Annotated in this window: 20 protein-coding genes; 13 read left to right on the forward strand and 7 right to left on the reverse strand. The window is 72.7% G+C overall.

The features are described from left to right. Positions 1–21: 21 nt before the first annotated feature. On the reverse strand, positions 22–969 hold the full coding sequence (locus tag AMK31_RS27465; RefSeq protein ID WP_073943332.1) for an A/G-specific adenine glycosylase: 948 nt from the start codon (positions 967–969) through the stop codon (positions 22–24). A gap of 233 nt (positions 970–1,202) precedes the next feature. Here AMK31_RS27465 and AMK31_RS27470 point away from each other — a divergent pair, with 233 nt between their 5' ends. Then, complete coding sequence (locus AMK31_RS27470; RefSeq protein WP_198948582.1) at positions 1,203–2,048, forward strand: hypothetical protein; 846 nt, start codon at positions 1,203–1,205, stop codon at positions 2,046–2,048. Positions 2,049–2,116: 68 nt separating this feature from the next. Here the strand turns inward: AMK31_RS27470 and disA are convergent, their stop codons facing one another. Together disA and radA are read right to left on the reverse strand one after the other, a co-directional pair. Beyond that, positions 2,117–3,241, reverse strand: coding sequence for a DNA integrity scanning diadenylate cyclase DisA (gene disA / locus AMK31_RS27475; RefSeq protein ID WP_073943334.1), 1,125 nt, complete (start codon positions 3,239–3,241; stop codon positions 2,117–2,119). Positions 3,242–3,322: 81 nt separating this feature from the next. After that, the gene (gene radA / locus AMK31_RS27480; protein WP_073943335.1) at positions 3,323–4,732 is read right to left on the reverse strand and encodes a DNA repair protein RadA; all 1,410 of its coding nucleotides are present in this window, start codon (positions 4,730–4,732) and stop codon (positions 3,323–3,325) included. A 216-nt stretch (positions 4,733–4,948) separates the two neighbouring features. Between radA and AMK31_RS27485 the strand changes: the two genes are divergently transcribed. Next, on the forward strand, positions 4,949–6,682 hold the full coding sequence (locus AMK31_RS27485) for a BACON domain-containing protein (RefSeq protein ID WP_073943336.1): 1,734 nt from the start codon (positions 4,949–4,951) through the stop codon (positions 6,680–6,682). Between the two features lie 11 nt (positions 6,683–6,693). Here AMK31_RS27485 and AMK31_RS27490 read toward each other — a convergent pair whose 3' ends face one another. Further along, the gene (locus AMK31_RS27490; RefSeq protein ID WP_073943337.1) at positions 6,694–7,572 is read right to left on the reverse strand and encodes a hypothetical protein; all 879 of its coding nucleotides are present in this window, start codon (positions 7,570–7,572) and stop codon (positions 6,694–6,696) included. Between the two features lie 95 nt (positions 7,573–7,667). Between AMK31_RS27490 and AMK31_RS27495 the strand changes: the two genes are divergently transcribed. The 4 genes from AMK31_RS27495 to ilvD all read left to right on the forward strand — a co-directional run bounded on the left by AMK31_RS27495 (position 7,668) and on the right by ilvD (position 12,166). Beyond that, entirely contained in the window at positions 7,668–8,600 is a 933-nt protein-coding gene (locus AMK31_RS27495) for a Ppx/GppA phosphatase family protein (RefSeq protein WP_073943338.1), read from the forward strand. A 104-nt stretch (positions 8,601–8,704) separates the two neighbouring features. Continuing rightward, complete coding sequence (locus AMK31_RS27500) at positions 8,705–9,529, forward strand: sugar phosphate isomerase/epimerase family protein (RefSeq protein WP_073943339.1); 825 nt, start codon at positions 8,705–8,707, stop codon at positions 9,527–9,529. Further along, entirely contained in the window at positions 9,526–10,137 is a 612-nt protein-coding gene (locus AMK31_RS27505) for a TetR/AcrR family transcriptional regulator (RefSeq protein WP_073943340.1), read from the forward strand. The genes AMK31_RS27500 and AMK31_RS27505 overlap by 4 nt, the downstream gene beginning before the upstream one ends. Before the next feature lie 175 nt (positions 10,138–10,312). Continuing rightward, positions 10,313–12,166, forward strand: coding sequence for a dihydroxy-acid dehydratase (gene ilvD / locus AMK31_RS27510; RefSeq protein ID WP_073943341.1), 1,854 nt, complete (start codon positions 10,313–10,315; stop codon positions 12,164–12,166). Positions 12,167–12,238: 72 nt separating this feature from the next. Here ilvD and AMK31_RS27515 read toward each other — a convergent pair whose 3' ends face one another. Then, on the reverse strand, positions 12,239–14,614 hold the full coding sequence (locus AMK31_RS27515) for a serine/threonine-protein kinase (protein WP_073943342.1): 2,376 nt from the start codon (positions 14,612–14,614) through the stop codon (positions 12,239–12,241). Between the two features lie 185 nt (positions 14,615–14,799). Between AMK31_RS27515 and AMK31_RS27520 the strand changes: the two genes are divergently transcribed. The 6 genes from AMK31_RS27520 to proC all read left to right on the forward strand — a co-directional run bounded on the left by AMK31_RS27520 (position 14,800) and on the right by proC (position 19,239). Then, on the forward strand, positions 14,800–15,141 hold the full coding sequence (locus AMK31_RS27520; RefSeq protein ID WP_073943343.1) for an SH3 domain-containing protein: 342 nt from the start codon (positions 14,800–14,802) through the stop codon (positions 15,139–15,141). 55 nt (positions 15,142–15,196) lie between these two features. Then, complete coding sequence (locus AMK31_RS27525; protein ID WP_073943344.1) at positions 15,197–15,745, forward strand: hypothetical protein; 549 nt, start codon at positions 15,197–15,199, stop codon at positions 15,743–15,745. A 66-nt stretch (positions 15,746–15,811) separates the two neighbouring features. After that, positions 15,812–16,663, forward strand: a complete 852-nt coding sequence (locus AMK31_RS27530) for a class I SAM-dependent methyltransferase (RefSeq protein ID WP_073943345.1) — start codon at positions 15,812–15,814, stop codon at positions 16,661–16,663. A gap of 32 nt (positions 16,664–16,695) precedes the next feature. After that, entirely contained in the window at positions 16,696–17,550 is an 855-nt protein-coding gene (locus AMK31_RS27535; protein ID WP_073943346.1) for an ABC transporter ATP-binding protein, read from the forward strand. After that, positions 17,547–18,332, forward strand: a complete 786-nt coding sequence (locus AMK31_RS27540; RefSeq protein ID WP_073943347.1) for an ABC transporter permease — start codon at positions 17,547–17,549, stop codon at positions 18,330–18,332. Before AMK31_RS27535 ends, AMK31_RS27540 begins: the two co-directional genes overlap by 4 nt. A gap of 97 nt (positions 18,333–18,429) precedes the next feature. Continuing rightward, positions 18,430–19,239 (forward strand): pyrroline-5-carboxylate reductase, encoded by an 810-nt coding sequence (proC, locus tag AMK31_RS27545; protein ID WP_073943348.1) that lies wholly within the window; start codon positions 18,430–18,432, stop codon positions 19,237–19,239. Positions 19,240–19,257: 18 nt separating this feature from the next. Here proC and AMK31_RS27550 read toward each other — a convergent pair whose 3' ends face one another. Then, entirely contained in the window at positions 19,258–19,842 is a 585-nt protein-coding gene (locus tag AMK31_RS27550; RefSeq protein WP_073943379.1) for a cysteine hydrolase family protein, read from the reverse strand. A gap of 75 nt (positions 19,843–19,917) precedes the next feature. On the opposite strand from AMK31_RS27550, the gene AMK31_RS27555 reads away from it, so the two are divergent. Beyond that, the gene (locus tag AMK31_RS27555; protein ID WP_073943349.1) at positions 19,918–20,925 is read left to right on the forward strand and encodes a GlxA family transcriptional regulator; all 1,008 of its coding nucleotides are present in this window, start codon (positions 19,918–19,920) and stop codon (positions 20,923–20,925) included. Here the strand turns inward: AMK31_RS27555 and trpS are convergent. Then, positions 20,847–21,890: a tryptophan--tRNA ligase gene (gene trpS / locus AMK31_RS27560; protein ID WP_073943350.1), complete on the reverse strand. Its 1,044-nt coding sequence runs from the start codon at positions 21,888–21,890 to the stop codon at positions 20,847–20,849. The genes AMK31_RS27555 and trpS overlap by 79 nt on opposite strands. Between the last annotated feature and the right edge of the window lie 580 nt (positions 21,891–22,470).

Below are 22,470 nucleotides of genomic sequence, written 5' to 3' on the forward strand. Positions count from 1 at the left end.
GCGGCTGTTCCGTAACGGCCGTCAGCTCAGCGGCAGCCGGTACATCCCGTCCGGCAGCGGCTCCACCAGGCCGTCGGCGACCAGGCCGTCCAGCGCCCGGGCACGCTGCACCGGCTCGTGCCACACACCGTCCAGCACGGCCTGCGGCACCGGCGCGTGCGCCTCGCGGAGCACGGCGAGCAGCTTGCCGCGGACCTGGCGGTCGGTGCCGGCGTACGTCTGGCCGCGGCGCGGCGGGCCGTCGTGCTCCGGCTTGCCCGCGAGCCGCCACGCGCACTGTGCGGTGATCGGGCAGCGATGGCAGGTCTCGTTCTTGGCGGTGCACACCAGCGCGCCGAGCTCCATCGAGGCGGCGGCCCAGCGCGCGGCGGTCCCCTCGTCCTCGGGCAGCAGCGCGCGGGCCAGCCGGCGCTCGGCAGCGGTGGTGGCGTTCGGCGGGTACTGCACACCGGTGACCGCGCGGGCGAAGACCCGGCGCACATTGGTGTCCAGCACCGCGTGCCGCCGGCCGTACGCGAACGAGGCCACGGCGGCGGCCGTGTACTCGCCGATGCCGGGCAGCGCGAGCAGCTGCGCGTGATCGGACGGTACGTCGCCGCCGTGCCGTTCCGTTATGGCGACCGCGGCGCCGTGCAGCCGCAGGGCGCGGCGCGGATAGCCGAGCCGGCCCCAGGCGCGGACGGCCTCGCCGGGCGGTTCCGCGGCGAGGTCGGCGGGCCGGGGCCAGCGCGCCATCCACTGCTCGTAGACGGGCAGGACGCGGCTCACCGGCGTCTGCTGGAGCATGAACTCGCTGACCATCACACCCCACGGCCCGGCCTCCGGGCGCCGCCAGGGCAGGTCGCGCGCGTGTTCGTCGAACCACGCGATGACGGGGGCGTGCAGCTGCTCGCCGGGGGCGGTGCCGGCGGTGCGGTCGGGGTCGCCGGGGGCGGGGCTGCCGGGCAGGGGTTTCGTGGGCGCAGTCATGACGGTTCCGATCCTGCCACGCCGAGGGGCGGCGACGGGGTTCCCGGGCTGCCGGGGTGTGGCGGAGCCGACCGTCGAGCCATGGCCAGAGGTGCAAGGCGTGCGACTGCGAACGCCCGACCGGCGCGCAGGAGAGCGGAACGGCAGGTTCCGTGATGATGATCCGGAAAAGTTGTGGCTCAGGGCGGCGGGTGGGGCCAGTTAATGCGCTGATCTCTCGTACAGTTTGCGCCGTGGGATCTCTGCGCAATCCGGTCGGGCCGCTTCCCTCCTCCATCTACTGGCGACGGAGGGTCATCCTGGCGTCCGTGGTCGCCGTGCTGGCGTTGCTGATCACCTGGGTGGTCACCTCGGGCGACGGCGGCGGCACCAACGGCGCGGACGGGTCCGACGACAAGAACCCGGCACCCTCGACCATCACCCCCGGACCGTCCGGCTCCGGCCCGGCGATCACCGAACACCCGGGCGGACGCGACGAGTCGGGCGACGGAGACTCCAGCGGAGCGGGCGGCTCCGGCGGCACCGGCGACGGATCGGACGACGGCTCCGGGACCGGTTCGGGCGCCGGCGGAGCGGGCGGCACGGACGGGTCGGACGGCACGGCGGGCGGGTCCGGCTCCGGTGCCCCCGCCATCTCCGTGGGCGCGAGCGACACGCTGCCCGCGGGCTCCGAACTGCCCAAGTGCACCGCGAACGCCGTCACGTTGAGCGTGCGCAGCGTCCGCAACTCCTACTCGCCGGACCAGACCCCGGCCTTCCGGATCATCGCGCGGAACACCTCCGGAAGCGACTGCAAGGTCGATCTCGGCCCGCGCGGCGCGGTGTTGACGATCACTCAGGCCGACGGCGACGACGCGTACTGGTCGTCCGCGGACTGCCCCAAGGGCGCGGCCAGCCTGCTGTACCGGGTGCCGGCCGGCAGCAGCATCGGCTACACCGTCAAGTGGGACCGCAAGCCCAGCGCCCCGGAGTGCGGGACGCCCCCGGCGGGCTCGGCCAAGGCGGGCACGTACCTGCTGGAGGCCAAGGCGGCGGGCTTTGCGAAGGTGCAGACGTCGTTCGTGCTGGACGCCGACTGAGAAGACGAACGGAGGAGGGCCGCACCCGGCAGGGGTGCGGCCCTCCTCCGTTCGTCTGTGGCCGTCGGTCAGACGTACCGCTCCAGGATCGAGCTCTCGGCCAGCCGCGACAGCCCCTCGCGCACGCTCCGCGCCCGGGCCTCGCCCACGCCGTCCACGGTCTGCAGGTCGTCCACGCTCGCGGCGAGCAGCTTCTGCAGCCCGCCGAAGTGCTCCACGAGCCGGTCGATGATCGCGCCGGGCAGCCGCGGCACCTTGGCCAGCAGCCGGAAGCCGCGCGGCGACACCGCGGAGTCCAGGGTCTCCGGCGAGCCGGTGTAACCCAACGCGCGCGCCACCGTGGGCATTTCCAGCAGCTCGGCGTGGGTGAGCGCGTCCAGCTCGTACAGCGCCTCGTCGACCGTGCGGGAACGCTTGGCGGTCGGCTCGGGCACGTAGTCCCGCACGACCAGTTCGCGCTCCGGCTCCACGCCGGCGATCAACTCGTCCAGCTGGAGGGCGAGCAGCCGGCCGTCGGTGCCCAGCTCCACCACGTACTCGGCGATCTCGGTGGCGATCCGGCGCACCATCTCCAGTCGCTGGGCGACCGCGGAGACGTCCCGGACCGTCACCAGGTCCTCGATCTCCAGCGCCGACAGCGTGCCCGCGACCTCGTCGAGGCGGAGCTTGTAGCGCTCCAGGGTCGCGAGGGCCTGGTTGGCGCGGGAGAGGATCGCCGCCGAGTCCTCCAGGACGCGGCGCTGGCCGTCGACGTAGAGGGCGATCAGGCGCATCGACTGGGAGACGGAGACGACGGGGAAGCCGACCTGCTTGGAGACCCGGTCCGCGGTGCGGTGCCGGGTGCCGGTCTCCTCGGTCGGGATCGTCGCGTCGGGCACGAACTGCACACCCGCCCGCAGGATCTTCGACAGGTCGGAGGAGAGCACGATGCCGCCGTCCAGCTTGCACAGCTCGCGCAGCCGGGTCGCGGTGAACTCGACGTCGAGGACGAAACCGCCCGTGCACATCGACTCGACGGTCTTGTCGGAGCCGAGCACGATCAGGCCGCCGGTGTTGCCGCGCAGCACCCGCTCGAGGCCGTCACGCAGGGCCGTACCGGGTGCCACGGCGCTCAGTGAGGCGCGCATCAGGCCATCGGCGCCGGAACTCCCACCGGACTTTCCGGGAGCTGCTGCCCGGTCGTTGGCTGCCACTGCACTCCTCCGGTCGCAGGTTCTGGGGCGCTCCCGCAACGCGCACTCGGTTCGTACGGACGGGCGAGACCAGGGCAAAGTCTACCGGCGGTCCTCCGCCTCCCGGGGGGCCTCTCGGCGACGGGAGCGGGGGAGGACCCTCAGGGCGTCCCCCATGTCGGCCACTTCCAGGACCTTCATGCCCGCCGGGATCTTGCCCGGGTCGCCCGGCACCAGGGCGTGCGTGAAGCCCAGGCGGTGCGCCTCGGCGAGCCTGCGCTGCACCCCCGTGACCCGTCTGACCTCGCCCGCGAGGCCCACCTCGCCGATCGCGACGAGGTTCTTCGGCAGCGGGGTGTCGCTCGCGGCCGACGCCAGGGCGAGCGCGATCGCGAGGTCGGCGGCCGGCTCGGAGAGCTTCACGCCGCCCACCGTCGCGGAGTAGATGTCCCTCTTGCCCAGGGCGCTGATACGGCCCCGCTGTTCCAGCACGGCCAGCATCATCGAGACGCGGGACGTCTCCAGGCCGGAGGTGGTGCGGCGCGGGGAGGGGATCTGGGAGTCGACGGTGAGCGCCTGGACCTCCGCGACCAGGGGGCGGCGGCCCTCCAGGGTGACGGTCAGACAGGTACCGGGGACCGGTTCGTCACGACGTGTCAGGAAAAGTCCGCTTGGGTCGGCGAGGCCCGTGATGCCCTCGTCGTGCAGTTCGAAGCAGCCGACCTCGTCCGTCGCGCCGTAGCGGTTCTTGACGCCCCGGACGAGGCGCAGGCGGGCGTGCCGGTCGCCCTCGAAGTGCAGGACGACGTCCACCAGGTGCTCCAGCAGACGCGGGCCGGCGATCGCGCCGTCCTTGGTGACATGGCCCACCAGGAGCGTGGACATGCCGCGCTCCTTGGAGGCGCGGATCAGGGCGCCGGCGACCTCGCGGACCTGGGCCATGCCGCCCGGCGCCCCGTCGATCTCCGGGGACGCCACCGTCTGCACCGAGTCGAGGATCAGCAGCGAGGGCTTCACCGCGTCCAGGTGGCCGAGGACGGCGGACAGGTCCGTCTCCGCCGCGAGGTAGAGGTTCTCGTCGAGGGCGCCGATCCGGTCGGCGCGCAGCCGGACCTGGCTCGCCGACTCCTCACCCGTCACATAGAGGGTCCGGTGCTCCTCGCTCGCCGCCTTGGCCGCCACGTCCAGCAGCAGCGTCGACTTGCCGACGCCGGGCTCGCCCGCGAGCAGCACGACCGCGCCGGGCACCAGCCCGCCGCCGAGCACCCGGTCCAGCTCCGGCACGCCGGTGGAGCGGGCGGTGGCCTGGCGGCCGTCGACCTGGCCGATGGGCAGGGCGGAGGTGGTGACGCGGCCCGGCGTCGTGGTCCGCACCGCGGGCGTGCCGTACTCCTCGACCGTCCCCCACGCCTGGCACTCGGGGCAGCGGCCGAGCCACTTCGCCGTCTGCCAGCCGCACTCCGTGCAGCGGTAGGACGGACGGTCCTTGGTGGTCTTCGTACGGGCAGCCATGGACGAAACGGTAACCGGCGGCACTGACAACGCGGGACGGACCGGCCTCGCACCCCAGGTGAACCGGCCCGAACCGGCGAGAACCGGCCGGTTCCGTCGGGAACGAGACGCGGAACGAACCGCTCCTGTCCCCTTATGAGGGATCGTTTCACCCGTATGGATTAAAAGCGCTCAAGCGGGCGGAAGGCGCCGCGCCCGGCCCCCTACCGTCGCCGGATGATGAGCAGCAGCCCGGACACCTCGACCCGCACCGCCGGCGCACACCGTGCGCACCGTGATGCGCGAGACCGCGCTGCGGCGCGCACGCTCGCGCAACGACCGCCCGCGCGCTACGAGCCCTACCTCGACGGACTGTTCACCTACTGCCTCTCCGTCCTCTGCGACCACGACACCGCGACCGCCGCCCTCGGCGAGGTGCTGGTCGTCGCCGAGCGGCGCGGCCAGCGGGCCCCGGAGGCCGCCGCGGACCGCCGGGCCTGGCTGTACGCGCTGGCCCGCTGGGCCTGCCTGCGCAAGCTGGCCGAGGCCAAGCAGAAACGTCAGGCCACGCACGCGGCGGGCCGTCACAGTCCCGGCCGCCGGCGGTCCGAGCCGCCCGCCCCGCCCGCCGTCCCCGACGACGTCCAGGAGCGGCGCAGGCGAGAACTCGCCCTGCTGGCGTGGCCGGAGGCCGCCGGCACCACCCCGGAACAGCGCGAGGCGCTGGAACTCGCCGTACGCCACCACCTGGCCGCCCACGAGGTCGCCGCCGTGCTCGGCATGGCCCCCGCCGCCGCCCGCGACCTGCTGGCCGTCGCCGCCTGCGAGGTGGAACGCACCCGCGCGGCCCTCGCCGTCGTCGAGACCGGCACCTGCCCGAGCGTCGCCCGCCTCACCGGCGACCACCAGCTCGTGCTCAGCCCCGCCCTGCGCCGCGAACTGGTCCGGCACGTCGACGACTGTCCGCGCTGCCGCCGAGGCGCCGAACGCGCGGTCCCCGGCCGCTGGCCCGGCGCCTCCGTCACCCCGGCCGCGCTGCCCGTCCTGGAGGCGCCCCGCGCGGCCCTGCACACCGCCATGGCGCACCACCCGCGCGTGCGGGGTGCCGCCGCGCCCCGCTTCGACCGGCGCGGCTTCCCCCTGGACCCCAAGGACCGCGTCGCCCGCCGGGACCGGCTACGCGCGCGTGCCGTCACCACGACGGTCGTCGCCACCGTCGTCGCAGCCCCCGTGATCGCCCTGTGGTCGGCCTACCGGGGAGCGCCCGTCACCGGCGAGGGCGAGGACGGCCGCGGGGCCACCGCCAGCCGCGACGAGAGCGCGGGCGGCATCGCCGGCGAGGCGGCGGGCAACGGCTACGAGAACACCGGCAACGCCAGCACCCGGCCCGGCGGCCGCTTCTCCCAGGGCAACACGCCCGACGTCTCCGTGGAGGTCGTCAGCGTCGCCGGAGCCGGGCGGCAGGGCACGGGCCGCCTGGAGGTCACCGCCGGCCACAGCGGCGACACCACACTCGTCACCCTCACCGCATCCGGCGCGTCCCCGGTGCGCTGGTCCGCCTCGACCGGCGCGCCCTGGCTGTACCTCAGCCAGTCCTCGGGAACCCTGCGCCCCGGCGAGTCGTTGACGATCAAGGTGTACGTCGACCATCTGCGCGAGCCGTCCGGGTACTGGACCGCGCGGGTGGCGATCTCACCCGCCGGCGCCGTCGTCTCCATCGCGGGCTACGGCACCGCGCCCACCCCGTCCCGCCCCGGACCGGCCCCGTCGACCGGCACGCCCACGAACCCGGTTCCGCCCGACCCCGACCCGACGCCGACGCCCACCGCGCCGACCGAGCCCCCGGCCGGCAGCAGCCCGCCCCACTCACCCGACCCGGAACCCACGCCCAGCGCGTCCACGCCGACCGACCCGGCGGGCTCTACGCCGCCGTCCGGCGACAGCGGCGACCCGAGCCCCGGCACGTCCTGACCGCGTCGCCGTCAGGCCACCGGGTCCGCGGGGTGGGGTGCGACCAGGGGCAGCTGCGAGGCCAGCCGCTGCTCGCACAGCTCGACCAGACGGTCGTAGCCCGCCTTGCCCATCAGTTCGGTCAGCTCCGCGCGGTAGGAGACGTACACCGGCTCGCCCGCGCCGTGCGCCGACGTCGCCGAGGTGCACCACCAGTGCAGGTCGTGACCGCCCGGACCCCAGCCGCGGCGGTCGTACTCACCGATCGAGATCTGCAGCACCCGGGTGTCGTCGGGCCGTTCGATCCAGTCGTAGGTCCGGCGGACCGGCAGCTGCCAGCAGACGTCCGGCTTGGTCTCCAGCGGCTCGCGGCCCTCCTTGAGTGCGAGGATGTGCAGCGAGCAGCCCGCGCCGCCCGCGAAGCCGGGCCGGTTCTGGAAGATGCACGACCCCTGGTACGGCCGGGTCTGCCGGGAGCCCTCGTCGTCCTCGGAGATCCAGCCGGTCTGCGTGCCCACGTCGTGGTGCTGCCAGATCTCCGGCGTGAGCCTCGCCACATGCTCGGCGACCCGCTTCTCGTCGTCCTCGTCGGAGAAGTGCGCGCCCAGCGTGCAGCAGCCGTCGGCCGCGCGGCCCGCCTGGATGCCCTGGCAGCCGCTTCCGAAGATGCAGTTCCAGCGAGAGGTCAGCCATGTCAGATCACACCGGAAGACCTGCTCGTCGTCTGCCGGATCAGGAAACTCCACCCACGCGCGGGCGAAGTCGAGGCCCTTCTCGTCGGCCGCCAGGTCCTCCCGCGCCCGCTCCGGGGCGCCCTTCGGTGCTGACGCCTGCGAAGGACCCAGGACCTTTTTGTCCTTCTTGGCCTTCTTGGTCGTCTTTTCGTCCTTCGCCTTTTTCGTCTTTGGCACGGATCCAGAGTAAGTCGCCCGCGGCCGGTGCCGGGACCGGATCGAGCCCGGCACCGGGGGCGGTAGGCGGTCCAGCTGGCAGTAGCGTGCCGTACATGAGACTCGGTGTCCTGGACGTGGGATCGAACACGGTGCATCTGCTGGTGGTGGACGCGCACCCCGGCGCGCGCCCGCTGCCCGCGCACTCGCACAAGGTGGAGCTCCGGCTCGCCCAGCTCCTCGACGACGCCGGGGCGATAGGGCCCGAAGGGATCGACAAGCTGATCGCCGTCGTCCACGACGCCCTCCAGGCCGCCGAGGACAAGGGCGTCGAGGAACTGCTGCCGTTCGCGACCTCCGCCGTGCGCGAGGCCAGCAACGCCGACGACGTCCTCGCGCGCGTGAAGGACGAGACCGGTGTCGAGCTCCAGGTCCTCACCGGCGCCGAGGAGGCCCGGCTGACCTTCCTCGCCGCCCGCCGCTGGTTCGGCTGGTCCGCCGGGAAGCTGCTGGTCCTGGACATCGGCGGCGGCTCCCTGGAGATCGCCTACGGCATCGACGAGGAGCCCGACGCGGCCGTCTCCCTGCCGCTCGGCGCCGGCCGGCTCACCTCCGGCTGGCTCCCCGGCGACCCGCCCGACGCCGAGGACGTCCGGGCCCTGCGCCGCCACGTCCGCGCGCAGATCGCCCGCACGGTCGGCGAGTTCAGCCGGTTCGGCGCGCCCGACCACGTGGTCGCCACGTCGAAGACGTTCAAGCAGCTCGCCCGCATCGGCGGCGCCGCCCGCTCCGCCGACGGCCTCTACGTCCAGCGCGAGCTCAAGCGCGCGTCGCTGGAGTCCTGGGTCCCCCGCCTCGCCGCCATGACCACCGACGAACGCTCCGAACTCCCCGGCGTCTCCGAGGGCCGCGCGAACCAGCTCCTCGCGGGCGCGCTGGTCGCCGAGGGCGCGATGGACCTGTTCGGCGTGGAGACGCTGGAGATCTGCCCCTGGGCGCTGCGCGAGGGGATCATCCTGCGTCGGCTGGATCACATGCCGGGGGAGTGAGCGGTCCGCCGGGGCGGCGGGACCTGGCCGAATGCCATGCCCTCACAGGGGGCGCACGGCGGCTCACACAACAGTGCCGAGCGACGCCCCGTACCCTGTCCCTCGTGGCAGAACCAGTGGTGCGCATCCCGGATGCGAAGGTCGCCCTGTCGACGGCCTCGGTCTATCCGGAGTCGACGGCGACGGCCTTCGAGATCGCCGCGCGCCTCGGTTACGACGGGGTCGAGGTCATGGTGTGGAACGACCCGGTAAGCCAGGACATCGAGGCGCTGCGCCGGCTCAGTGACTACCACCACGTCCCGATCCTCGCCGTACACGCCCCCTGCCTGCTCATCACCCAGCGCGTCTGGTCCACCGACCCGTGGACCAAGCTCCAGCGCGCCCGCGTGGCCGCCGAGAAGCTGGGCGCGAGCACGGTCGTCGTGCACCCCCCGTTCCGCTGGCAGCGCCAGTACGCCCGGGACTTCGTCGCCGGGATCTGGCGGATGGCGAACGAGACGGATGTGCGCTTCGCCGTCGAGAACATGTACCCCTGGCGCTACCGCGACCGCGAGATGCTCGCGTACGCCCCCGACTGGGACGTCACCAAGGACGACTACCGTCACTTCACGATCGATCTCAGCCACACCGCCACCGCCCGGACGGACGCCCTCCAGATGATCGACCGGATGGGCGACCGCCTCGGCCACATCCACCTCGCCGACGGCGGCGGCTCGGGCAAGGACGAGCACCTGGTCCCCGGCCGCGGCACCCAGCCCTGCGCCGAGCTGCTGGAACGTCTCGCCACGACCGGCTTCGACGGCCATGTCGTCATCGAGGTCAACACCCGCCGCGCCATGTCCAGCGCCGAGCGCGAGGCCGACCTGGCGGAGGCCCTGGCCTTCACGCGCCTGCATCTGGCGTCCGGGGCGCGGGTGCCGCGGCGATGACCGACGAGACCGTCCGCCGCCGGGGCCGCCCCCGCCGTACGGAGGCCGGATCCGCCGACACCCGCGACCGCATCCTGGCCGCGGCCCGCGAGGAGTTCTCCGAGCGCGGCTACGAGAAGACCTCGGTGCGCGGCATCGCCAAGACGGCCGGTGTGGACCCGGCGCTGGTGCACCACTACTTCGGCACGAAGGAGCAGGTCTTCCAGGCGGCCGTCGAGACCGTCTTCGCACCCGCCCTCAGTGCGCCGGACGTGATCTTCGAAGGGCCGGACGACGAGATCGGCGAGCGGTTCGCACGGTTCCTGTTCGGGGTCTGGGAGAACCCGGTGACCCGGACGCCGCTGCTGGCCGTGCTGCGGTCCGCCTTCACCAACGAGATCGCCGCCGCCGTCTTCCGCCGCCTGATCGCCGGCCAGCTGCTGCGCAGGGTCGCCGGCCGGCTCGGCCTGCCCGACGCCGAACTGCGCGCCGAGCTGGCGGCGGCGCAGCTCGTCGGCGTCGCCGTGATGCGGTACGTGATCAAGCTGGAGCCGCTGGCGTCGACGGACGTCGAAGCGATCGTCAAGCGGGTCGCGCCGGTGGTGCAGGGGCATCTGACCGGCCCCTGAGGCGGTTCGGTGACCCTTGGTCGCCGGTTAGGCCACCCTTGGTTCCTGAGACGCCCGTCCCGCATTCCGGACAGCCTTCCCGGGCTGTCGCACCCCCGGCGTACGCTCGACTCATCCAGAACTCTCTGTTTCATCCAGAACTCTCTGGCAGAGATCATTGAAGGAGCGAGCGACGATGCCCGAGCTGAGGTCCCGCACAGTCACCCACGGCCGCAACATGGCGGGCGCCCGCGCCCTTATGCGCGCCTCCGGTGTACCCGGTGCGGACATCGGCCGGAAGCCGATCATCGCGGTCGCCAACAGCTTCACCGAGTTCGTGCCGGGCCACACCCACCTCCAGCCGGTCGGCCGGATCGTCAGCGAGGCGATCAAGGAGGCCGGCGGCATCCCGCGCGAGTTCAACACCATCGCCGTCGACGACGGCATCGCGATGGGCCACGGCGGCATGCTCTACAGCCTGCCCTCCCGCGACCTGATCGCGGACAGCGTGGAGTACATGGTCGAGGCGCACTGCGCCGACGCCCTGATCTGCATCTCCAACTGCGACAAGATCACCCCGGGCATGCTGAACGCCGCGCTGCGGCTCAACATCCCCACGGTCTTCGTCTCCGGCGGCCCCATGGAGTCCGGCCGCGCCACCCTGGTCGACGGCACCGTCCGCACGCTCGACCTGGTCGACGCGATCTCCGACGCCGTGAACGACAAGATCTCGGACGAGGACATCCTCCGCATCGAGGAGAACGCCTGTCCGACCTGCGGATCCTGTTCCGGCATGTTCACCGCCAACTCGATGAACTGCCTGACCGAGGCCATCGGCCTCTCCCTCCCCGGCAACGGCTCCACCCTGGCCACCCACACGGCCCGCCGCGCGCTCTACGAGAACGCCGCCCGCACGGTCATGGACATCACCCGCCGCTACTACGAGCAGGACGACGACTCGGTCCTGCCCCGCAACGTGGCCACCTTCGCGGCCTTCGAGAACGCGATGGCCCTGGACATCGCGATGGGCGGCTCCACCAACACCATCCTGCACCTGCTGGCCGCCGCCCAGGAGGCCGGCGTCCCGTTCGGCCTCCAGGAGATCGACGCGGTCTCGCGCCGGGTCCCCTGCCTGGCGAAGGTCGCGCCGAACGTCGCCAAGGACCGCACGTACTACATGGAGGACGTGCACCGCGCGGGCGGCATCCCCGCCCTGCTCGGCGAACTGCACCGCGCGGGCCTGCTCAACGAGGACGTCCACGCCGTGCACAGCCCGTCCCTCGCGGACTGGCTGAAGACCTGGGACGTGCGCGGCGGCTCCCCGTCCGCGGAGGCCGTCGAACTGTGGCACGCGGCCCCCGGCTGCGTCCGCTCCGCCGAGGCCTTCTCCCAGTCCGAGCGCTGGGAGGCCCTGGACACCGACGCCGAGGGCGGCTGCATCCGCTCCGCCGAGCACGCCTACTCCAAGGACGGAGGTCTCGCCGTCCTCAAGGGCAACCTGGCGGTCGACGGCTGCGTCGTGAAGACGGCCGGCGTCGACGAGTCGATCTGGACCTTCGAGGGCCCGGCCGTCGTCTGCGAGTCGCAGGAGGAGGCCGTCGAGAAGATCCTGAACAAGCAGGTCACCGACGGCGACGTGGTCGTCATCCGCTACGAGGGCCCGAAGGGCGGCCCCGGTATGCAGGAGATGCTGTACCCGACGTCCTTCCTCAAGGGCCGCGGCCTCGGCAAGTCCTGCGCGCTGGTCACCGACGGCCGGTTCTCCGGCGGCACCTCCGGCCTGTCCATCGGCCACGCGTCCCCCGAGGCGGCGTCCGGCGGCACCATCGCGCTCGTCGAGGACGGCGACCGCATCCGCATCGACATCCCCAACCGCTCGATCGAGCTGCTGGTCGACGACGCCGAACTGGCCCGCCGCGAGCAGGCCCTGAACGGCGTCTACGCGCCGAAGAACCGCGACCGCAAGGTCTCGGCCGCCCTGCGCGCGTACGCCGCGATGGCGACCAGCGCGGACAAGGGCGCGGTGCGGGACGTCAGCAAGCTGGGCTGAGCGCGTACGCCTCGCCCTCGCGCCCTCGCGACTGAGAGCGGCCGCCTCCTTCAGGGGGCGGCCGCTCACTGCTCACCAGTCGCCCGGGGCCCGCCCGTCCACACCGAAGACCGTGCCGTCCGGCGCGGCCGCGTACACCCGCGTGCCCACCAGCACCGGCGCGGGCACCTCACCGCTGACCTTGCCGGAATCCGTGCCCAGCCGGGCGGGCGTCTGCCCGACGAGCCGCCCGCCGCGGCCGTCGACGGCCATCAGCCGCCCGTCCGCGGCGGTGAAGTACACCTGCCGGCCGTCCGCCACCGGTGCCGAGCCCCGGCTCACGGACGTCTCCAGATGCCACAGCCGCTTCCCCCGCGCCAAGTCGAAGGCCTCCAGGGAACCGCCGGCCGCCAGCACGTACACGACATCGCCGTGCACGGCGGCCTGCGTGTCCTGGCGGGGCACGGGCAACGCCACCCGGTCCACCGCGCGGGACGCCGGGTCGTACCGGACGACGGCGTCCGTGTCGCCGTAGACGGCGTCGACGGCGGTGAAGTAGACGGCCCCGGACGTTCCCTCGCCCTCGGACGCCGACCCGGACCCTGATTCGGAGCCGGACCCTGATGCGGATCCGCCGTCCGCCGAGCCGACCGGCTCCAGCGTGCCCTCCAGCAGTGCCGTCCACCGCACCTCGCCGGTGGCCGGGTCCACCGCGCTGACCCGGGTGCCCGAGCCGTCGTCGGACGGGGTGGCCGCGTAGGCCAGCGGGTCCCCGGCGAAGGCCGTGAAGTACGGCATGGCGTGGCCCGGGATCCGCCGCTCCCAGCTCGTCTCGCCGGTCGTGCTGTCCACACCGGTGACCGTTCCGTCGGCCCCGGTGACCAGCAGCATGCCCCCGGCGTACCGGGTCGCGGCGTGCCGGGGCAGATCCCGGTGCCAGACCTCGGCGCCCGACGCGGGGTCGAGGGCCGCGAGCCGCCGTCCGCCGTCCGTGTCGGGTTGCACCAGCCCGCCCGAGACGACGGGCGGTCCGCTCGTCCGGCCGGTCGCGGCGGAACGCGTCCACGCGCGCGTGCCGTCGGCCGGGTCGAGGGCGAAGACCTGCCCGGGCCGCGAACACAGCAGCAGCTCCGCGCCGTACGCGCACTGCGGTACCGCGCCACCCCCCGTCGTGGGCTTCGCCGCCCACGCGCTGAACCCGGCCGTCGCCGTACGGGGCGTGGCGTCCTCCGGCGCCCCGTCGGCCCCGCCGAGCAGCCGCACCGACGCGAGCGCACCGCCCACGAGGACGGCGGCGGCGAGCCCGGCGAGCACGAGACGCCGACGGCGCGCCCGCCGCACGACGGACGCCGGTTCGCCGGCAGGCCCGTTGGCGCGGCCCTCGGCACGCCCGCCGGCCCGCCCCTTCGACCGAAGCCGCTTGACGACCGCACCGGCCCCGGACGCACCGTCCCCGGACGCACTGCCCTCGGACCCACCACCCGCGGACCCACCGCCTTCGGCCTCCGCGCCCTCGGACCCAGTGTCCTCAGACCCCGCCCCCTCGGCCCCCGTGCCCTGGGCACCGCCCGGCTCCTGTCCGCCCCACGCCTCCTCCGCCAGCACCCGCTGTGCCGGTATGAACGCCTGCGTGTCGTAGGACGCCGCGACCGACCGCAGCTCCCGCATCAACTCGTCCGGACTGGGCCGCTGTTCGGGCTCCTTCGCCAGACAGCGCAGCACCAGCGGAGCAAGCCCCTCCGGTACGCCGGTCAGGTCCGGCTCGTCATGGACGACCTGGTAGGCGACGACGTACGGACTGTCGGAGTCGAACGGCCCGCGCCCCGTGGCCGCGTGCACCATGACCGAACCGAGCGCGAAGATGTCGGCGGCGGGCCCCACTTCGCGCGGCCGCCGGAACTGCTCCGGCGCCATGAACGGCGGCGTCCCGATCAACTTCCCGGTCTCGGTGCGCAGTTCGCTGTCCTTCGGCCGGGAGATACCGAAGTCGATGACCTTCGGCCCGTCCTCGGCGAGCAGCACATTGCTCGGCTTCAGATCGCGGTGCACCACACCCACCCGGTGGATGTCGCGCAGCGCCTCCGCCAGCCCGGCCATCAGCCGGCGCAACTGGGCGGCGGGCATGGGCCCGTTCCGCTTCACCTGCTGGGCCAGGGTGGGGCCGGGGATGAACAGCGTGGCCATCCAGGGCCGCTCGGCCTCCGGGTCGGCGTCGACGACCGGCGCCGTGAACGCGCCGCTGACCCGCCGCGCCGCCGCCACCTCCTGCCGGAACCGGCCCCTGAACTCGGGGTCCCGGGCGAACTCCGCGTGGACGACCTTCACCGCGAGCTTCATCCCGGAGGCACTGCGGGCCAGGTGCACGACGCCCATGCCGCCGGAGCCCAGACAGGACTCCAGACGGTAGTGGCCGACGTATGCGGGAAGTTCCGCTTCCGCGCCCGCTCCGGTGTTGCGCTGTGGCGCCATGGACCACCCCCGTGCTCTCGTCCGCGCGCGCGACGCACGGAGCCTAGTCGATGACTCGTACGAGACCGAGGCGGCTTGCTAGCCTCCGTGTGCGAGTTGCGCACATATGTTTCGCCGCGCGATTCCGGGGAATGAAGGCGACCCCATGGCCGTCCGGGCCATGGGTCAACGGGGGAGGTTCGGCCATGGCCGTGAACCATGTGGAAGAGACCGAGGGCGTCGACGGCGCCGGGGACGGCGCGGCCGTGACGGCGGCGGAGGGCGTCACGACGACGGCCCTGCGCTACTACGCGGTCGCCCCGGGCGTCCGGGTCAATGTGCGACGGGGGCCCGGCACCAACTACGACATCGTCCGCGTACTGCCCGAGGGCGCGCGCGTCCCGATCTACTGCCAGCGGCCCGGCGAGACGATCACCGGCCCCTACGGCACCTCGAAGATCTGGGACAACATCAGCAACGGCGAGTACATCTCCGACGCGTACGTGAACACGGGCAGCGACGGCTACGTCGCCTCCCGCTGCCTCTGACACCACCGGGAGCCCGCGACCCGGGCCGTCGGCACACGGGAGCCATAATCGACGCGTGAGCGACGAATCCGGCACCCCGACGACCCTCGCGGGCTCCCAGCCCACCTCGGGCTCCCAGCCCACCTCGGGCCCCCAGCCCACCTCGGGCCCCCGCCCCGAGCCCATCCGCTTCTTCGGCACCACCTGGCTGCACCACGACAACGGCTACGCCTGGCGCCGCCTCGGCGTCTCCGCCGGCTCCCTGGCCGCCGCCGTCGCCGCCTGCCTGGTGCTGCGCTTCGCCTACGAGGGCCTGACGCTCGCCAACACCGGCAACCTGGTCTCCCTGCTCGTCGTCGTGATGTTCGCGGTGTGCAGCGCGCTCGCCTTCCGGCACACCTGGGACGGCTTCGGCAAGCGGCCCGACCCCGAGCGCCAGTCCTCCCTGCGCGGCCTGCTCACCATCGGCTTCGTCGGCTCCCTCCTCGCCTACTTCTTCCGCTCCCTCACCGAGGCCCCGGGCGAGAAACTGCACCGCGAGGAGTACGAGACCGCCCGCGAGCAGCACGAGAAGCGCACCGCCCGCCGCACCGGCAACCCGTCGAAGAAGCGCCGCCGCGCCTGACCCGCCCCACCGGGCTCCCCCGGAAATCCCCGTCACCGCTCACTGCCCGGCGGCCACCATGGCCGTATGCCGACTCCACGACGCCCACTCCCGCCTCCCGACTCCGCCGGCCCCGCCCAGCCCGGCTCACCCCTGGCCCGCCGCGCCCGGTCCTTCGACGCCGTCGCCGCCCAGTACGCCGCGAACCGCCCCTCCTACCCGCCCGCCCTCTTCGACACGATCGAGCGGATCGCCGGCCGCCCCCTCGCGGGCGCCCGCGTCGCGGACATCGGCGCCGGGACCGGCATAGCGTCCGCCCTGCTGCACCAGCGCGGCGCCGACGTGGTCGCCGTCGAACCCGGTGACGGCATGGCGGCCGAGTTCCGCCGCGCCCACCCCGGCATCCCGCTCGTCCGCGGCGACGGAAACTCCCTCCCCCTCGCCGGCTCCTGCGCCGACTTCGTCACCTACGCCCAGGCCTGGCACTGGACCGACCCCGCACGCGCCCTGCCGGAGGCCTTCCGGGTGCTGCGGCCGGGCGGCACGCTCGCGCTGTGGTGGAACCGCGACGCCCAGGACATCCCCTGGATCGCCGAGCAGACCGACCGCGTCAAACGGCACTACGGCGAGGGAGTGATCGTCTCCTGGGGCGTCCGCGGCCCCCACACCACCTCCCTCCCCGACTTCACGGCCGCGGCCGACGCCGCCGACGGCATCACCTTGAACTGCGTCCGCGAGGTCGTCCGCTGGAGCCGCCGCATCCCGCTCGACACCCACCTCGCCAACCTCGGCAGCCACTCGGTCTTCCTGGTCCACGGCCCGGAACGCAGCGCCGCCTTCCTCGCCGAGGAGCGGTCCCACCTGCTGAGCCGCTTCCCCGACGCGGTCGTCGAGGAGGTCTACGACGTGGAACTCCTGATCGCCACCGCCGTCGCTTGACGCACCCCGACGCCGGGAGGATTATTCATCACGTGATGAATAATCCTCCCGGGCCTCCCGACGGAACCGCCCCACAGCCCTCCGGCCCCACCGCGGAACCCGCCGTCCACGCCGCCGGCCTCACCGTCACCCGCGGCCCCCGCACCGTCCTGCGCGACCTCGCCTTCACCGTCCCCCGAGGCCAGATCACCGGCCTCCTCGGCCCCTCCGGCTGCGGCAAATCGACCCTCATGCGCGCCATCGTCGGCACCCAGGCCAAGGTCACCGGCACCCTCGACGTCCTCGGCCACCCCGCCGGCCACCCCACCCTGCGCACCCGCATCGGGTACGTCACCCAAGCCCCCGCCATCTACGACGACCTGACCGTCCGCCAGAACCTCGCCTACTTCGCCGCGATACTCAGCCCCGGCCTCCCCCACGCTCGAACGCGCTCGCGCGGGGGGACCCCCATCGCAGCCGGACACCGCCACCGCGACGTCACCCGGGCCATCGCCGACGTCGACCTCACCAGCCACGCGGACGCCCTGGCCGGCACCCTCTCCGGCGGCCAGCGCAGCCGCGTCTCCCTCGCCGTCGCCCTGCTCGGCACCCCCGAACTCCTCGTCCTGGACGAACCCACCGTCGGCCTCGACCCCGTCCTGCGCCGCGACCTGTGGAACCTCTTCCACGACATCGCCGCCACCCGCGGCGCCACCCTCCTCATCTCCTCCCACGTCATGGACGAGGCCGAGCGCTGCCACCGCCTCCTGCTCATGCGCGAGGGCGAGATCCTCGCCGACGACACCCCCGACGCCCTGCGCACCCGCACCGGCGCCGACACCGTCGAAGCCGCCTTCCTGCACCTGGTCGACGAGGCAGCCGACCGCGCGAAGGAGACCACCCGATGAGCACCACCACGACCACGGCACTCCGGCCGACCCCCACCAGCGCCCTGAACATCTCCCGCACCACCGCCACCGCGGCCCGCGTCCTGCGCCAGCTCGCCCACGACCCGCGCACGATCGCGCTGATGATCCTCATCCCCTGCGTGATGCTGTTCCTGCTGCGCTACGTCTTCGACGGCAGCCCGCGCACCTTCGACAACATCGGCGCCTCACTCCTCGGGATCTTCCCGCTGATCACCATGTTCCTGGTGACCTCCATCGCCACCCTGCGCGAACGCACCTCGGGCACCCTCGAACGCCTCCTCGCCATGCCCCTCGGCAAAGGCGACCTCATCGCGGGCTACGCCCTCGCCTTCGGCGCCCTGGCGATCATCCAGTCCGCCCTCGCCACCGCCCTCGCCCTGTGGGCCCTCGGCCTCGACGTCACCGGCTCCCCCTGGCTCCTCCTGCTGGTCGCCCTCCTCGACGCCCTGCTCGGCACCGCCCTCGGCCTCTTCGTCTCCGCATTCGCGGCCTCCGAGTTCCAAGCCGTCCAGTTCATGCCGGCCGTGATCTTCCCCCAGCTCCTCCTCTGCGGCCTCTTCACCCCGAGGGACAACATGCACCCCGTCCTCGAAGCCATCTCCGACGTCCTGCCCATGTCCTACGCCGTCGACGGCATGAACGAGGTCCTCGCACACACCGACATGACCGCCGCCTTCGTCCGCGACGCCCTGATCGTCGCCGGCTGCGCCCTCCTCGTCCTCACCCTGGGCGCCGCCACCCTGCGACGCCGAACGACCTGACGACGAGGCGTCCGCCCACCGGACACCAGCCCCCTCCCCGCACCCCCGAGTGCGAGGATGGCCCTGGACGACGCACAACCCGGAGGGCACCGCAGTCATGAGCCAGAAAGTCGCAGTCCTCGGCACCGGCAAGATCGGCGAAGCCCTGCTCAGCGGAATGATCCGCGGCGGCTGGACCCCCGCCGACCTCCTGGTCACCGCCCGCCGCCCCGAGCGGGCCGAAGAACTCCGCACCCGCTACGGAGTCACCCCGGTCACCAACCCGGAAGCCGCCAAGACCGCCGACACCCTGATCCTCACGGTCAAGCCCCAGGACATGGGCACCCTCCTCGACGAACTCGCCCCCCACATCCCCGCCGACCGACTGGTCATCAGCGGCGCCGCCGGTATCCCCACCTCCTTCTTCGAGGACCGCCTCACCGCCGGCACCCCCGTCGTCCGCGTCATGACGAACACCCCCGCCCTCGTCGACGAGGCCATGTCCGTCATCTCCGGCGGCAGCCACGCCACCGCCGACCACCTCGCCCACACCGAGGAGATCTTCGGCGCCGTCGGCAAGACGCTCCGCGTCCCCGAGTCCCAGCAGGACGCCTGCACCGCCCTCTCCGGCTCCGGCCCGGCCTACTTCTTCTACCTGGTCGAAGCCATGACCGACGCCGGCATCCTCCTCGGCCTGCCCCGCGACAAGGCCCACGACCTGATCGTCCAGTCCGCGATCGGCGCCGCGACCATGCTCCGCGACAGCGGCGAACACCCGGTCAAGCTCCGCGAGAACGTCACGTCCCCCGCGGGCACGACCATCAACGCCATCCGCGAACTCGAGAACCACGGCGTACGCGCCGCCCTCATCGCCGCCCTCGAAGCCGCCCGCGACCGCAGCCGCGAACTCGCCTCCGGCAACAGCTGACCCGCCCGCCGGGGGCGGTCACCTCGCCGCGTCCACGACCTCCTTCGTGAGCACCACCCGCGCGAACCCGCCCCCGTGCAGCGACACCGCCGACGCCTGCGCCACCTCGTCCGCACTCCGCCGCCAGCCGAACGGCCCGGTCAGATCGAACGTGTACGTCGCGTCGTACGCCACCACCACGTCGAACCCCAGGTTCCCGCCCATCCGCGCGGTCGTCTCCACACACATGTTGGTCTGGATCCCGACCACCACGACCTGCGATATCCCCTCCGCCTTCAGCCAGGCGCCCAGATCCGGCGTCCCCAGGAAGGCCGAGTTCACGGTCTTCGTCACCAGCAGCTCCGCCCCGGCCCCCTTCCCAAGCCGCTCCCGCACGTACTCCTTGAAGTCATTGCCCGAGTAACCCCGCCGCAGCGGCGACTCCGGCTTCACCGAGTCATGCCGCACGAAGACGACCGGCCGCCCCGTCGTCTGCCAGGTGTCGATGAGCGAGGCGATGTTCTCGTCGGCCCCGGGATTGTTGCGCCGCCCCCAGAACCCGGACTCCTCGAAGCCCTGCTGCACATCGACGACCACCAACGCTGCGTTCTCCGCGATCTCCATGCCCACGAGCATCCCGCCGCAGGGCCACCCGCCCCAGAGGCGAGAAAGTCATCGATCGATGGTTTACTGCCACCCATGGACCGCGTGGCCCTCGTCGCCTTCCCCGGCATCCGCGCCTTCGACGTCTCCGTCATCACCGAGGTCTGGGGCGCCGACCGCACCGACCGCGGAGCGCCCGCCTTCGACCTGCGCCGCGTCGCCACCGACACGACCACCCCCATCCCCATGCGCGGCGGCCTCTCCCTCCTTCCCGACCGCACCCTCACCTGGCTGTCCCGAGCCGACCTGATCCTGATCCCCGGCCTCGACGACCACGTCACCCCCGCACCGGCCCCCGTCCTCGACGCCCTCCGCCGGGCCCACGCCCGCGGCACCACCATCGCCGCCCTCTGCGGCGGCGCCTTCACCCTCGCCCAGGCCGGCCTCCTCGACGGCCGCCGCGCCATCACCCACTGGAACCTCGTCGACCACCTCCGTACCCTCCACCCCCACGTCACCGTCGTCCCCGACGCCCTGTTCGTCGAGGACGACAACATCTGGACCGCCGCCGGAACCGCCGCCGGCATCGACCTCTGCCTCCACCTGGTCCGCCGCACCCACGGGGCCGAGGCCGCCGCCACCATCGCCCGCTCCATGGTCACCGCCCCCTTCCGCACCGGAACCCAGGCACAGTTCATCGAGCACCCCACCCCACGCGCGGACCGTGACGCCGACACCCTCGCCGCCGTACGCGAGCACGCCCTCCGCCACCTGCACGAACCGCTCACGATCGGCGACCTGGCCGCCCACGCCGGCATGTCCCCGCGCAGCTTCGCCCGCCACTTCACCGCGGAGACCGGCACGACCCCCCTGCGCTGGCTCCTCGACCAGCGCATCGCCGCCGCCCAGAAACTCCTCGAACGCACCGACCTCCCCATGCCCGAGGTCGCCCGCCGCGCCGGCTTCGGCAGCGAGGTCACGATGCGCCAGCACTTCGCATCGCGCCTCGCCACCAGCCCACGCGCCTACCGCGCCGCGTTCAGCACGGCCTCCGCCTCGGCCCCCGTATCAGAGGAGGCCGGCAGCAACCCGATCGCGCGATAAGCGGCATCCACCGTCGGCCGGGCCATCGCCCGAGCCCGCTCCGCGCCATCCCGCAGCACCCCCTCCACATAGCCGGGATCGGCGACCAACTCCTTGTGCCTCTGCTGCACGGGCCGCAGAACCTCGACCACGGCCTCCGCCGTGTCCTTCTTCAAGGCGCCGTACGACTCGTACACACCGCTCAGCGCCTCCGGGTTCCCACCCGTACAAGCCGCGAGGATCTCCAGCAGATTCGCGACCCCCGGCCGCTCCTCCCGGTCGTACACGACGTCCCGCCCGCTGTCGGTCACGGCCCGCATGACCTTCTTCCGCACCACATCCGGCTCGTCGAGCAGATAGACGATGCCCGGCCCGACGTCGTCGCTCTTCCCCATCTTCGACGTCGGCTCCAGCAGGTTCATCACCCTCGCAGCCACCCCGGGGGACGTGGTCCGGGGCACGACGAACGCGTGCCCGTACCGCTGGTTGAACCGCACCGCCAGATCCCGGGCCAGCTCCACATGCTGCCTCTGGTCCTCACCGACCGGCACCTCGTCGGTCCCGTACGCCAGGATGTCCGCCGCCATCAGCACCGGATAGGTCAGCAGCGACAGCCGCACACTCCCGCCCCGCACCCGCTCCCGCGCGGCCTTCTCCTTGTACTGGATCATCCGCCGCATCTCACCGTCGGTCGCCACGCACTCCAGCAGGTACGACAGCCGAGCGTGCTCGTCGACATGGCTCTGCACGAAGACGGTGCACAGCTCCGGGTCCAGCCCCGCCGCCAGCAACAAGGACGCCGCCTGCCGGCTGAGCCGCCGCACCCGCGCCGGATCGTGGTCGACGGTCAGTGCGTGCAGATCGACGACGCAGAACAGCGCGTCCGCCTGATGCTGGTCCACCGCGACCCACCGCCGCACGGCCCCCAGGTAGTTCCCCAGCGTCAGATGCCCGGTCGGCTTGACCCCGCTGAAGACCCGCTTCATCTCTCCACCTCCTGGTCGGGACCGCCGCCTTCACCGACGACCGCCCCCGGAGGGAGATACGACTACGGCCGCCATGGGCGGCGGCCGTCGAGTGCATACGTGAGTACGGCCGCCGTCAGGCGGCCCACCACTGCTGGGTGCACGTACGCGTAGTCACGGCATCCACGATACGCCGCAGGGGTGTCTCCCGTACCGGGGTTGACACGGCCCCCACCGATCCGTACTGTTCTCCGGGTTGTCCGACGTGAGCGCCGACTCCGGTCGGTCCCCGGACAGCCATTCCGCAAGTACCAAGCCACTCTCGACGAGCAGTCGATCTGCTGTCGTGCCATTGGCATGCGTATTCGCGAAATGAGGAATCCGCGTTCGAAAGGACGCAGCCCCCGATTAGCTCGGGAGCCAGGAATCCGCTAAAGTCTCACTCGTCGGAACGGCCCAACAGCCGCGAAGACAACCCCCTCTGACTGGGAGTCAGGCCCGAAAGGATCTGATAGAGTCGGAAGCGCCGGAAAGGGAAACGCGAGAGCGGGAACCTGGAAAGCACCGAGGAAATCGGATCGAGAAAAGATCTGATAGAGTC

Source organism: Streptomyces sp. TSRI0107 (genome assembly GCF_001905845.1).
Classification (GTDB): domain Bacteria; phylum Actinomycetota; class Actinomycetes; order Streptomycetales; family Streptomycetaceae; genus Streptomyces.